The sequence below is a fragment of the Collinsella aerofaciens ATCC 25986 genome (assembly GCF_010509075.1).
GTDB classification, from domain to species: domain Bacteria; phylum Actinomycetota; class Coriobacteriia; order Coriobacteriales; family Coriobacteriaceae; genus Collinsella; species Collinsella aerofaciens.
The window spans coordinates 998,487-1,011,201 of the sequence record NZ_CP048433.1 but is presented as its reverse complement, the minus strand read 5'-3'; the positions used below and the strand labels follow the sequence as shown (position 1 = coordinate 1,011,201).

Annotated in this window: 8 protein-coding genes; 4 read left to right on the top strand and 4 right to left on the bottom strand. The window is 62.6% G+C overall.

The window, feature by feature from the left end; all coding sequences use genetic code 11:
• Window positions 1-46 precede the first annotated feature (46 nt).
• The 3 genes from GXM19_RS04680 to cysK form a co-directional block, all read right to left on the bottom strand.
• A complete protein-coding gene (locus GXM19_RS04680) occupies window positions 47-1,420 on the bottom strand; it encodes a DNA-binding protein (RefSeq protein WP_147293053.1) in 1,374 nt (457 codons plus the stop codon).
• Window positions 1,421-1,572: 152 nt separating this feature from the next.
• Window positions 1,573-2,892 carry a tRNA 2-thiouridine(34) synthase MnmA gene (mnmA, locus tag GXM19_RS04675; protein ID WP_256637907.1) on the bottom strand — a complete coding sequence of 440 codons (1,320 nt, stop codon included), beginning with the start codon at window positions 2,890-2,892 and terminating at the stop codon, window positions 1,573-1,575.
• The gene (cysK, locus tag GXM19_RS04670) at window positions 2,855-3,793 is read right to left on the bottom strand and encodes a cysteine synthase A (protein ID WP_006235362.1); all 939 of its coding nucleotides are present in this window, start codon (window positions 3,791-3,793) and stop codon (window positions 2,855-2,857) included. The genes mnmA and cysK overlap by 38 nt, the downstream gene beginning before the upstream one ends.
• A 253-nt stretch (window positions 3,794-4,046) precedes the next feature.
• On the opposite strand from cysK, the gene GXM19_RS04665 reads away from it, so the two are divergent.
• Window positions 4,047-4,475, top strand: coding sequence for an RrF2 family transcriptional regulator (locus GXM19_RS04665; protein ID WP_006235363.1), 429 nt, complete (start codon window positions 4,047-4,049; stop codon window positions 4,473-4,475).
• 142 nt (window positions 4,476-4,617) lie between these two features.
• On the opposite strand, the gene GXM19_RS04660 is transcribed toward GXM19_RS04665, so the two are convergent.
• On the bottom strand, window positions 4,618-4,983 hold the full coding sequence (locus GXM19_RS04660) for a phage holin family protein (protein WP_006235365.1): 366 nt from the start codon (window positions 4,981-4,983) through the stop codon (window positions 4,618-4,620).
• A 325-nt stretch (window positions 4,984-5,308) separates the two neighbouring features.
• Between GXM19_RS04660 and GXM19_RS04655 the strand changes: the two genes are divergently transcribed.
• The 3 genes from GXM19_RS04655 (at window position 5,309) to GXM19_RS04645 (ending at window position 12,563) form a co-directional block, all read left to right on the top strand.
• Window positions 5,309-5,608, top strand: coding sequence for a YerC/YecD family TrpR-related protein (locus GXM19_RS04655; RefSeq protein ID WP_006235366.1), 300 nt, complete (start codon window positions 5,309-5,311; stop codon window positions 5,606-5,608).
• 220 nt (window positions 5,609-5,828) lie between these two features.
• Entirely contained in the window at window positions 5,829-8,927 is a 3,099-nt protein-coding gene (locus tag GXM19_RS04650) for a PD-(D/E)XK nuclease family protein (protein WP_006235367.1), read from the top strand.
• A 3-nt stretch (window positions 8,928-8,930) separates the two neighbouring features.
• Window positions 8,931-12,563, top strand: coding sequence for a UvrD-helicase domain-containing protein (locus GXM19_RS04645; protein ID WP_006235368.1), 3,633 nt, complete (start codon window positions 8,931-8,933; stop codon window positions 12,561-12,563).
• Window positions 12,564-12,715 lie beyond the last annotated feature (152 nt).

Genomic DNA, 12,715 nt, shown 5'->3' with positions numbered 1-12,715 from the left:
ATGCGAAAACAGTCCCTATTTCACCGCAACTTAGGGGGCAGTGCTGTTATCTCTGCACGTGACGTAGTACCTCAACGGCGGCGCTTACCTCTATCATGCGGCGCTCGAGACCGCGGCGGATGGCCTTGAGGCGATTGCCTGCTGTTGCCCATGCGCTTTGTGAGAGGATTTCGAATGCCTCGTCGACGAACCCATCGAGATGCGACGCATCGAACCAATCGAGCGAGTCAACAAATGCTAGCTGAGTGGAAGGGTCCGGACCAAACGGTTTGGCGGCAAATCCAAACTCCCCGGCAACGAGCACGGCGGTTGGCACGTTGTACCACAGGCAATTGCCACTGTCGAACAGCGGTGCAGGCCGCATTTCTAGTGTGTCGACATTGCGGATGATGCCGAAGTTTCGCCAGTGGCGGTCGCTGTTGGCCAGGAGGGCATCGCAGACAATCATCTGCGACATGGATTTTCTTACCGCGGCTTCGTCAGCCCCGTGTCTGCCAAGATAGCGACAGTATCGATCGTATGTTGAGTTTCCTCGCTGGCCACCGAGTGCGTCCCTGATATAAGCGGCCGGCACGTATTCCTCACGGCCATTAAGAAAGTCATCGCATAGGCATACGGGCCCGTCGAACATGCGCTCGACCGTATAGGGAACAAACTCACCTTTGGATAGCAGACGCCGATGTAGAGCTGTTGCAACCGCCTCGTTAAACGGTCGCTGATCGTCCATTTCGCATCCTTTAACCAGGATGCGAACGCCATTGCGGATCATCCAGGATTTGGGGAGCTCGCCCTCGGACGTATTGTCAGGATTTTTGAGTCCGATGCCCTCAAGCCAGCCTGAACGATGCTCGGGTGCCGACCGTTCAAAATTGTTTTCGAAGTAATTGAGGTGCTGCCAATTGAGCTCGTCGCAGTCGACCGGTCTTAGCCAATAGCAATCCGAAAGCGAAAAACCCAGGCAACGAACGGGCACTTCAATACCGCTGTCAATTCCCAGCTCGCGATAGCGCGAGATGAGTCCGGGGCGGACGTCGGGCACCGACCGGTGACTCCACCACGTGTTGAGTGCTCGTTTATTCACCGTTGGAGAAGAACTCGAGCACGTGCCAAACGGCATCCTTCGTGCATCGAGTATGTCGGCAATTTCAAAGGAAAACTCGCGCGTTGGATCAAACGAGACATGCGCGACCTCGTGGTCGGCTGACATCAACGTGAACTTGCGCCCTACGTCAGCTGCGGGACGGCGCCCACGCTTACGGACCTTTTGATAACCAATCGCGGAATCGTACTGAACCATTTTCCGCCCACCGACGATATCGCACGCGAGCGTTCCCGATGCAGCCAGTTGCGATATACGGGCCTTCGTAACGCCCAGCAGGCGCGCGGCGTCACCCATGGTTATATAGTTGGAAGTACTCATCTGCTGCATCACCTCGTTAAGTATTCTAATCGTTAAATATATCAAGCACAAACATCATAATACTTAACAAAGTTGCGGTGAAATAGGGACTGTTTAGCGGCTTGAAACGCTTAAACAGTCCCTATTTCACCGCAACTTATCTAGGAGTGCTGTTATTTGATGGCGCCGGTCACGGTACCGCCGCCCAGGACGATGTCGCCGCGGTAGACTACAACGGCTTGGCCGGGGGCGATGGCTCGTTGTGGCTCGTCAAAAGTTAGTAGCATTTGCCCGTCTTCGTCACGCGTAAGGGTCGCTGCCTGGTCTTTCTGACGGTAGCGGTACTTGGCACCTACGCGAATGCCGCCGGCGTCGAGCTCCGCCTCCATGCGTGCGTCCGGCGCGCTCCAGATCCACTCATCGGCCGTGAGGGCAACGGCGGTCAGGTCCTCGGCCTCGCCCAGATGCACGGTGTTGTTGGCGGCGTCGATGCCCGTCACATACACGGGGTGCGCCATCGCGACGCCCAGGCCCTTGCGCTGGCCGATGGTATAGCGCAGCGCGCCATTGTGGCGCCCGACCACGCTGCCGTCGCGCCACACAATGTCGCCCGGTGCAGCGGTATGTCCGCAGCGGCGCTCGATATAGTCCGCGTAGTCACCGTCTGGAATAAAGCAGATATCCTCGCTTTCGGCCTTCTGGGCGTTGGTAAAGCCCTGCTCGGCGGCTATGCGGCGCACGTCGCGCTCTTTGTCTAGGCCCGCCAGCGGAAAGATCGTGTGCGCCAGGCGCTCCTGCGTAAGCGAATACAAAAAGTAGCTCTGGTCCTTTTTGGGATCTTCGCCGCGATGTAGCTGCCAGGTGCCGTCTGCCGCCTGGCTTGTTTTGGCGTAATGTCCCGTTGCGATGTAGTCGCAGCCCATGTCCAGCGCCGCATCGAGCAGCGCGCCAAACTTAATGTGGCGGTTGCAGATAATGCACGGATTGGGCGTCAGCCCCTCCTGATAGGCGTTCACAAAGCGCTCGATCACGTTGCGGTCGAAGGTCTGCTGCAGGTCGAGCACATGGTGGGGGATCCCCAGGCGCTCGGCGACGGCCTTTGCATCGGCGATGTCGCGGTCGACCTTACTCATGCCCGTGGTGGGATCGGGCGCGGGGCAGGTGAGGCGCATGGTTGCGCCGACGCATTCGTAGCCCTGACTTTTGAGCAGGTACGCGGTCACGCTGGAATCGACGCCGCCGCTCATGGCGACGAGCACGCGCTTGTTGTGCATGGGGAGGTTCTCCTTGGTGGCATGTGGCCAAAAAAGAAAAGCGGCGCGGGAGGCTGGTTCCGCGCCGCAGACATTGTAGCAAGTTCGGACGTCTCGTGGGACACCCTGTTGGGATGAGCTCAGGCCGCCAGAAGAGAGGGTAGACCGGCGTGCCTTGGGCCTATCGACAAGTGACGGGCCCTTAGTCCTGGAAGAGCGCCGTGGACAGGTAACGCTCACCGGTGTCGGCGAGCAGCGCCACGATGGTCTTGCCCTCGTTCTCGGGGCGCTTGGCCAGCTGCAATGCGGCCCACACGGCGGCACCGGACGAAATGCCCACGAGCACGCCCTCCTTGTGGCCCACGGCGCGGCCGGTCGCAAAGGCGTCGTCGTTCTCGACGGGAATGATCTCGTCATAGACCTGGGTGTCGAGGACGTCGGGCACAAAGCCGGCGCCGATGCCCTGGATCTTGTGCGGGCCGGCCTGGCCCTTAGAGAGCACCGGGGAGGTGGCGGGCTCGACGGCGACGACCTTAATCTCGGGGTTCTGCTCCTTGAGGAACTCGCCCACGCCGGTCACGGTGCCACCGGTGCCAACGCCGGCGACGAAGATGTCGACCTTGCCGTCGGTGTCGTCCCAGATCTCGGGGCCGGTCGTGGCCTTGTGAATGGCCGGGTTCGCGGGGTTCACAAACTGGCCGGCGATGATGCTGTTGGGAGTCTCCTTCTGCAGCTCCTCGGCCTTGGCGATAGCGCCCTTCATGCCCTTGGAGCCGTCAGTGAGCACGAGCTGCGCACCGTATGCCTGCATCAACTTGCGGCGCTCGACGGACATGGTCTCGGGCATGGTGATGATCACCTTGTAGCCGCGGGCGGCCGCCACCGAGGCGATGCCGACGCCGGTGTTGCCGCTCGTGGGCTCGATGATGGTGTAGTCGCCGCCGCGCACGAGCTTGCCTGTCTTCTCGGCCTCGTCAATCATGTTCTTGGCGACGCGGTCTTTAACGGATCCGGCGGGGTTGAAGTATTCCAGTTTGACGAGCACGCGAGCCTTGAGGTCCTCGTCGGCCTCAAAGTGGGTGAGCTCCAGAAGCGGGGTGTGGCCGATAAGCTGATCGATGGACGTGTAAACCTTGCTCATGGTGAACCTCCAAAGTGTTCAAGTAGCTGGTTGCCGTGTGGTTTTACGGCGTGTCTAGCAGCTAAACCCATAAACCTTATAGGTTGTTCGTTTAGCTGTTGGCAAGCATAGTAGACACTAAAGCCTAGTAATGCAATAGGAAATAGAAGATTATTACGAGTCGATTAACCATCTTGACCGGAACGGGTATTTCAAAAGCCAATTTTTCGGCTAGAATTTCAACGGACTAAAAGACCGAAAGGCAGCACTATATATGTTGGTTTCTACTAAGGGCAGATATGCCCTGCGCGTTATGGTTGACCTGGCCGAGCACCAGGCGGCCGGTCGCATCCCGCTCAAAGAGATTGCGGCGCGACAGGGGATTTCCGAGAAATATCTCGAGAACATCTTGGCTACGCTCGTGCGCGCCAACATGCTCTCGGGCATGCGTGGCAAGGGCGGCGGCTACGTGCTCACGCGCCCGCCCGAGCAGTACACGGTGGGCGAGATCTTGCGCCTGACCGAGGGCAGCCTGGCGCCGGTCGCCTGCCTGGATGGCGACTGCAAGGGTTGCTCGCGATCTGATGAGTGCCCCACGCTCGACGTGTGGAAGAACCTGGACAAGCTCATCAACGATTACCTCGACGGCGTGACGCTCGATCAACTTGTCGCCCCCAGCGAAGGCTTCGACTACGTCATCTAGCCCACACCTGCCATTTGGGGACGGGGTAGAAATGGTAGATTTTCTTGCCCTCTGAGACTTGACAAATAAGAAGGCCGCCCATTTTTGCGATGGGCGGCCTTCGTTTTGGGCTGTTGAGACAGACACGGTCGGAATGGCCGTTTTAGTCCTCGGCAATACTATCGAGGATGCTGCGCATGATGGACACTAGGATGCTGCCCATAAAGGCCGAGCCAAAGCCGGCGATGGAGATGCCGACGCCCAACAGGTTGACCGACAGGTAGCTGGCGAGCTCCAGCATAAAGCTGTTGAGCACGAGCTGGAAAATGCCGAGCGTGATGATCGTGAGCGGCAGCGAGATGACCGTGAGGAACGGTTTGACGAACGAATCGACGATGTTGAGGAACAGTCCCACAAAGGCAAAGCAGACCCAGGCCTCGGCAAAGCCGAAGGGTTGGATACCGGGGACGAGGAACGTGGCGATCGCGATGGCGATCGAGGTGAAGAGCCAGTTAAGCATAAAGCGCATGGCGTGAATCCTTTCTTGCGCCGGGGTTGCTGGCGTCGCGTGAAGCGGCTTGCGGCGGCGACTTGGATGGTTGCGCGGGCGCGCCGCGGTGTTTGGGCGCCCATTGTCTCAAATATTCGTGGAGCTTACGTGCGCATTCGGTTTCTAAACGGCGTTCGTCCTGAAAAACGTGCCGCTGACAGAGAGTCTTGTCACTTTAGTTTGGTGGTGTGCTACACTGCTACGGGCAAATGGCCTATGCATAGTTTTATTGCATATTTACGGGCGAACGATGCCCGATGTCAGTATCAACTTCGATGCCTTTTGGCGGGTTTGGCGGTGATCGATGAATATCGAGAACATGTTTGACAAGCCTGATGTCAAGCAGCTGGTCCACGCATTTAGTCTTTTGGATGACGAGAACGATATCCAGGCGTTTTTAACCGATATCTGCACGCCGCGCGAGATCTGCGATCTTTCTCAGCGCCTGCAGGTCGCGCGTTATCTGGACGAGGGCGAGCCCTATGTTGAGGTTCAGGCCCGCACCGGCGCTTCGTCCACCACGGTGAGCCGCGTGTCCAAGGCGCTTAATGGCGAGTACGGTGGCTATCGCAAGATCCTCATCAAACTGGAGGATGGCGAGTAGGCCAGAGGCAAAAACGAATTGCGCAGAACCGTCCCTTCGGGGGCGGTTTTTTGATCCCTCGGGGACGGAGGAAAACGGATTACTGGGTTAGACTAGCCCCCTCCGTGATCCGTTTTCCTCCGTCCCCGAGGGATCAAATCTGTTGGCGTGGGGCAAATCTGTCCGCGTGGGCGGGTAGGATGGATGCATTGATTATTGCGAACGGTTTGAGTGGAGGACCATGCCTGTTCGAATCTATACCACCAATACCGGTACGGACTTGAGCGATGCCGAGGCGGCGTTGCTCGCCGACCTGGTTGCCCGCCACGGGCGTGCCGTTATGCTGGCGCCCTCGTTTGCCGAGCTCGACGTGTGCCGTCACGATGCCGCGGTTGCTGGCGCCTCGCTGGGCGTTGACTACAAAACCCCCGCGTCGTGGCTTCGTTCGCTGTGGGAGCTTATGGGCGATGGCCGCAGCTTCGTCGACAACATGCAGCGCCAGATGCTGTTCTCGGACATGATCGCCCGTCGCGACGATGCCGACCTGCAGCCGCTTTCGCGCAGTCAGGGCACGGTGCGCATGCTCGCGCGCATGGCCCGCGATGTGCTGCCGGGCGTAGCGGGAACGGGTGCCGAGCGCTGCCGCGGCGACGTTTGCCAGCCCGATCCCAAGAGCGACGCCGAGGCTCGCGTGTTCGAGCTGTTGAGTTCCTATGCGAGCGGCTTGGACCGTCGAGACATGGTCGAGCCCTGCGAGGCGGCTGACCTTATGGCCGAGGTGCTGGCCGACAACCTTCCGGCGTGCGCCCGCGCGGTATGTGTGCGCGGTATCACGTCGTTTACGCACGGCTTGCTCGAGCTGCTGTCGGCCGTGGCGAACAATGGGGGAGAGGTCGTTGTGCTGCTTGCCCGCGAGCAGGCGGCAATGCGCGAGGAGCTTGCTGCCGCCTTTGATGCCCGCGGTGTGCTGTTTGAGGCTGCGCCGCTGGGGGAGGGTGCCGCCGCGCCCCAGACTGCCTCCAAGTCCGCCGCTCAGCCTACCTTTGTAGAGGTTGCCGGTCCTCACGCCCGCGCCCACGCCTATGTGGATGCAATCGATGAGCTGGTAAAAACGTGTGAGGACGCCGCGGTCGACGGCGGTGCCACGGCGTCCGCGGACCCCGTGCGCGTGCTCGTGGTGTCTGCCCGGGCGCCCCAGCTGTTCGGTGAACTCGCTGCCCGTTTGGCGGCGCGTCACATTGCTGCTGAGACAACCGAGTTCACGGCGTTTTCCCAATCCATCGCGGGCAGGCAGTTCACGGCGCTCGCCAATCTAATCGAGCGCATGAAGGCCGCTGACGAGGGCACCGCTTCCAAGACCGAGTGGTGGCCCGCTCCGGAGCTTACCGACTGGATTTACAGTCCGCTTTCGGGTGCCGATGCTGCCAGCGCGCGCACCTTCGACAAGAACATGCGCCTGTCGCGCGGCAAGACCACCACGGCCGTCAAAAGCCTGCTGCAGAGCGTGCAGGGCCAGGTCAGGGGCACGCGCAAGGCCGCCAGTGATGATAACTGGTTTAAGAACGTGCCGTGCGTGGTTTCGGACGTGTTCCAAGCGCTGTGGCGCGACAAACCCGTGACGGCGCTCAAGGCAATGCTCGCCGTTGCCGAGGCGTTGCCCGATCGCGCCCTTGGAGGCCTTGACGGTCAGGCTCGTCGCCAGGTGGAGACCGCCCTGCTGCGACATGTCATCGACATCCTTATGAACGATGCCCGTACGCTCGACGTGTCGCAGGCCGCGACCGTGCCCGTGCTCGACGACGTTCGTACCAAGGTGGACAAGCGCAGTACCGCATACGATTACGAGACCTACGAGGTCGACCGCGCGCCGCGCGCCCAGGTGCGCTTTGCGTCGCTTACCGATGCGGCAGCCCTGCGCCCCGATAGCTACGATGCCGTGCTGTTTGCCGACGTCGATCTGGACAGTTATCCGCTCTCACACGAGGAGGGACCGCTGGCCACGCTGACGGCCGAGCTGGGGCGCAGCGGTGTGACGCTTGAGCCCGCGGCCCTGCTGCGCGTGCGCTTTGGCCGCGCGATGCAGGCCGCGCGCGGTCCGGTTGCGCTTGCCCGCGTGACCCACGATCGCCAAGCGCGCGAGTGCTATCCGGCTGCCGTGTGGACCGAGTTGCGGGCGCACGCCGAGGCCACTGGCGCCGCCAAGGTTGCGTGCGTGGGCGAGGGCGGTATCGTTGCCGATTTTGATCCAGCGGCCGGCGAGGGCATCGAGTGCAAGCGCGTCGCGTGCGAGGCCCCTCAGCATTTGAGTGAGGCGGCTGTGCCGTACCTGGTCCTGCGTCGCCGCGATGGCGAGGGCGAGAACGCGCCGCTCGTGCCGCGCCTGACGTCCGCCTCGCAGATTGAGGCGTACTCGACGTGCCCGCTATGCTGGTTCGTCTCGTACCGCGTGAAGCCCCAGTCGATCGACGCCGGCTTTGGCAATATGGAGAAGGGCAACTTTGTCCACGACGTGCTGGAGCACCTGCACGCCCGTCTGCCCCAGGAGGGCATGGAGCGCGTGACGCCCGAGAATCTGCCGCGCGCTCAGGAGCTGCTGCGCGAGGTCTTTGACGAGACGTTGGCCGAGCACGCCGGCAAGCGAGGCACGGAGGGCCCGCTGGTGCCGCTCTCTGCGGTGGAGGAGCGCCAGGTGGCCGAGATCTTGCCGCAGCTGGAGGGCGTGCTTGCCTACGAGTCCGAAGCACTTGCCCCCTTTGCCCCGCGCTACCTGGAGTTCGCCTTCAACGAGCTCAAGGTCGAGTATGCCGGTTGGCCGCTTGGCGGTCGCATCGACCGCGTGGACGTGGACGCCGAGAATCGTGCCGTGGTGATCGACTACAAGCATCGCACGGGCGTTGAGGAGTTTAAGCTCGCCGACCCTACGGTGCGCGACGAGGAATCGGGCACGGCGCCCATCGACGATCCGCGCTGGTTGCCGCCACATACCCAAACGCTCATCTACGCCCAGGCCATGCGCCGGGCGCTGGATTTGGACACCCGCGCGGCGCTCTACTTTTCGACCAAGGGTGGCAAGCCGGCGTTGCGCGGTGCCGCGAGCGCCGAGCTGCTCGAGGAAGAGCGCGGCGACGGTCGCATCCCGGGCCTTAAGAAAGGTTTCCCCGGCGAGGGTGGCAGCATGGACTTCGACGCCCTGCTCGATCGCGTGGAGGCCGGCATTGCCGAGCGCCTGCGCGAGCTCGAGGCAGGCAACGTTGCCGCCGTCGACCCGACGTCGGCTCAGGCCGCGCATGCGCGCTGCTCGTATAACCACGAAGGAACGTTTGTAAGGAGGGGCGTGTAGACCATGGATCTTTCGACTTTGATGCCGCAACAGCTGCAGATCGTCAAAACGCTCGACCGTCCGCTGTTTGTCTCAGCGGGCGCCGGTTCGGGCAAGACCTTTACCCTCACGCGCCGCATCGTCTATGCGCTCTCGCCCGAATCCGGTCCGTTCGTTGAGCATCTGGACCAGGTGCTCGCCATTACCTTTACCAAAGATGCCGCGGCCGAGATCCGCGACCGAGTGCGCCGTGCGCTTATCGACGAGGGCATGGACGAGGAAGCACTGACTGTCGACGACGCGTGGATCTCGACCATTCACGGCATGTGCTCGCGTATCCTGCGCGCACACGCGTTGGAGCTGGGCATCGATCCCGAGTTCACAGTGCTCACCGATACCGACGAGCTTATGGACCAGGCTGTTGAGCATGTGCTGGCCCGCGCGACGGCGCCCGATGCCGCCCCCGAGCTCGCCGCCTCGCTCAAGGCCCTTTACGCCTGGTATCCCATGGCGGGCGAGGGCGGGCCGTTTGGTGCCGGCACCACCATCAAGGGTCTGGTGCGCGAGCTGCTGGAGCTCTCGAGCCAGCTGCCGGGCGGCATGGACGACGTGCATGTGGCGCGCGGACAGGCCGACACCTCGGCGCTTGCCGATGCATATCGCGCAGCACTGGGTGCGAGCAAGGCCGCGACCGAGAAGGCACAGGTGGCACTCGACGCCATCGATGCGTTCGAGGCGAGCGGCAAGACCATGGCCGATGCGGCGCGACTCATGATGTCGTGCACCATGCCACGGGCGAGCAAGGCATTTCCTAAGGAGCAGGTCGAGCTGCTCAAGGCCGAGGCCGCCGATGCATTTATCAATATCGTGCTGGCTTGCGGTGGTCCGGCGCTCGATGCGCTGGTGGGCTTGGCCCGCTCTGTAGAGGCTGAGTATCGCGCGCTGAAGGCCGGCCAGTCTGCCCTCGACAACAACGACCTGCTGCGTATGGCCTACGAGGCCCTGCGCGATTACCCTGCCATCCGAGCGGCATACGAGGGCCGCTTTAAGATGGTCATGATCGACGAGTTCCAGGATACCGACCAGATGCAGGTCGATCTGATCCGCTACCTGACGGGTGCGGGGGAGCGCGCGCTGTGTACCGTGGGCGATGCACAGCAGTCGATCTATCGTTTCCGCGGTGCCGAGGTCGAGGTCTTCCGCCGCCAGGAGCGCAAGGTGGGCTCGTCTGCCGCGCCCGAGGCGACTGCCGTGACCGACGCCCCTGCTGGCGAGCTCGTCAAACTCGTACGCAACTTCCGCAGTCATGACGAGGTACTGCGCTATGTGGCCCGCGTCTTTGATGGCGACGACGGCGGCCTGATGCAGGGCTTTTTGGACCTTGAGGCAAGCGACGGCCGCAAGGACACGCTGGTGGCAGACGCCTCGCGTCGCCAGGCCCTCTTTGTTGCCGGCGGCAGTACGCAGGAGCGCACACAGGCCAAGGCCCGTGCGATCGCCGAGCGATTCCGCGCGCTTGCCGATGCCGGCCAGCCCCAGGGCGGCATGGTGCTGCTGCTGGGCCGCATGACCAACGCAGACGTCTACGCACAGGCCTTCCGTGACCAGGGGCTCGACTGCGTCATCGCGGGCGGCTCGGTCTTTGCGCAGGCTGCCGAGGTGCAGACGGTGCGCGCCCTGGTCTGCGCGCTCGCCAACCCGGCCGATACGGCGCAGGGCCTTATGCCGCTGCTGGCATCGCCGATGTTTGCACTCGGCGCCCAGGAGTTTTTGGCGCTTGCGACCAAGCTCGACGAGCAGACGGGGGAGACCTCGCGCCGCAACATCGATGCAGGCATCATGAGCGATTTCGACGTGCCGGGCCTGCAGGGCCTGCCGCTCGTGACGCGCGCCCGCGAGGTTCTGCGGTATGCGCTTCGTCGCGTGGGCCGCGATTCGTTCGCCGCCATCGCGCGCGACGTGGTTAACGCCTCCGGCTGGTTTGTGCGTCTGGCACAGCGTGGTCCCGAGGGCAAGGCCATTGCCGCCAACGTGCTCAAGGCGCTCGACGCTGTGGCCGAGGCGGAGGCCGAGTTCGGCAACTCGCCGCGTTCCATCGCGCTTGCCTTCGATCGCTTCCTGGCGGGCAAGGAAGCCCCGGGTGCCCTCAACGAGGAGGGCGACGGCGCGGTGCGCATCATGACGGTGCATGCCTCCAAGGGTCTGGAATATCCGGTCGTGGCGGTCGCGGAGTGCTTTGGCGTGCGTAAGTCCTCGGGTGCGGCACAGATGGGTCGCGTTGAGGGCGGAGCGCAGGTCGTGGCGCTGCCGGCACGCTTCGACGGCATTAAACTCGCGGACGGCACGTTCGTAAAGGGCGATGACGTCAAAAAGCAGTTTGAGCATGCGTTTAAGGGCAAGGGCACGTCGCTGTGGCTGCCGCCGGAGCTCATGGAGGATGTCTGCGCGACGGGTTCTCCCGCCGAGGCATTTGCTCGCCTGCGCAACGATGACCTGCAGCTTTCGCTCGAGGAGCGGGCCCGCTTGCTCTATGTTGCCATGACGCGTGCGCGCGAGCTGGTGATCTTGGCGATGGATGCCGGCGTGAGCCGCGGCAAGGTGACGGCGCCGACCTTCGACGTCGAGACCGATCTGACCTACGACGTGCTGCGCCGTATTTTGCCGACCGACGCTCTGGACATGCCGCAGCTCGATAGTGACCGTTTGACGTTTGACAATTCCAAGCCGGGCGACTACGAGCTCATTTCGCTCGCGGATTTTACCTTTGGCGAGCAGGCGTTTGAGGCCAACGCTTCACTGGATGCCGAGGGCAGGCTTGTCCGTGGCGATGCGGAGCCGGAGGGCGCCGGTGCAGATGCCCGCGCCGCCGTTCCCGGTCCTGCCGACCCTGAGCCCGATGCGTTTGAGCTCGTGTATCCCCAGGCGGTGGGCGTGCGCATGGGCATCTGTCCGTATCCGGCGCGCGATTCGTACAGCTACTCGTCAATTGCCGCGGCGCTGCATACCGAGGCCGAGGACCGTGCCGCCGAGGCACGCGTGCCCATGGACGAGGCTGGCGATGATGCGGAGTCGGATGGTTCCGAGACGGCCGATGCAGACGTGGCCGCCGTTGAGCCCGCCGGCAACCCCATGGCGCTGGGCTCGGCCTTCCACGCTGCCTGCCAGTGGCTCATCGAGATGGGCGCCGATGCGCTGCCCGCCGCGCGTGCCGATGCACTGGCGCGCCAGTGGCGCCTGACGCCGGAGCAGCGCGAACGCTTCGACGTTGCTCTGGACCGCTGGCTCAAGTCGGCCGTTCGTGCCGACCTGCTCGCGTGGCCGTGCGTTCGCGCCGAGGTGCCGTTCTTTTCGCTGGGCTGCGAGGACGAGGACATCGCTCGCTACGGTGCCTATGCCGAGGGCGCCATCGACGCTTTGGCGACGAACCCGGCCGATCCGTCACGCGCGCTGGTCATCGACTACAAGACGGGCGGCACACCGGACGAGACGCCGGAACAGTTGCAGGAGAAGCACGTCCTGCAGGCGCGCGTCTACGCTGATGTTCTACACAAGGCGGGCTTTGAGGCCGTGACCGTCAAGTTCGTCCGCGTGGAACAGGCCGATCCGACTCTCTTCGTCAATCCCACCGAGCCCCAAGTAGTCACCTACAATCTCTAGCCCTCAGATAACTTGCGGTGGAATAGTTCCTGTATTGCGGCCCAGATGGCCCAAGCGGGAACTATTTCACCGCAACTGCAAGAGGAGCCGTGTGGGTTTGGCTAGGTTCGGGTGCTGTCCGTGCCGTGGGGTAAAATCGTTCAGTCAGAACA

Bases quoted from the DNA above. Each gene is read 5' to 3' on its own strand.
- GXM19_RS04680 (WP_147293053.1), bottom strand. From the start codon at position 1,420: ATGAGTACTTCCAACTATATAACCATGGGTGACGCCGCGCGCCTGCTG.
- GXM19_RS04660 (WP_006235365.1), bottom strand. From the start codon at position 4,983: ATGCGCTTTATGCTTAACTGGCTCTTCACCTCGATCGCCATCGCGATC.
- GXM19_RS04655 (WP_006235366.1), top strand. From the start codon at position 5,309: ATGAATATCGAGAACATGTTTGACAAGCCTGATGTCAAGCAGCTGGTC.
- GXM19_RS04665 (WP_006235363.1), top strand. From the start codon at position 4,047: ATGTTGGTTTCTACTAAGGGCAGATATGCCCTGCGCGTTATGGTTGAC.
- GXM19_RS04650 (WP_006235367.1), top strand. From the start codon at position 5,829: ATGCCTGTTCGAATCTATACCACCAATACCGGTACGGACTTGAGCGAT.
- cysK (WP_006235362.1), bottom strand. From the start codon at position 3,793: ATGAGCAAGGTTTACACGTCCATCGATCAGCTTATCGGCCACACCCCG.
- GXM19_RS04645 (WP_006235368.1), top strand. From the start codon at position 8,931: ATGGATCTTTCGACTTTGATGCCGCAACAGCTGCAGATCGTCAAAACG.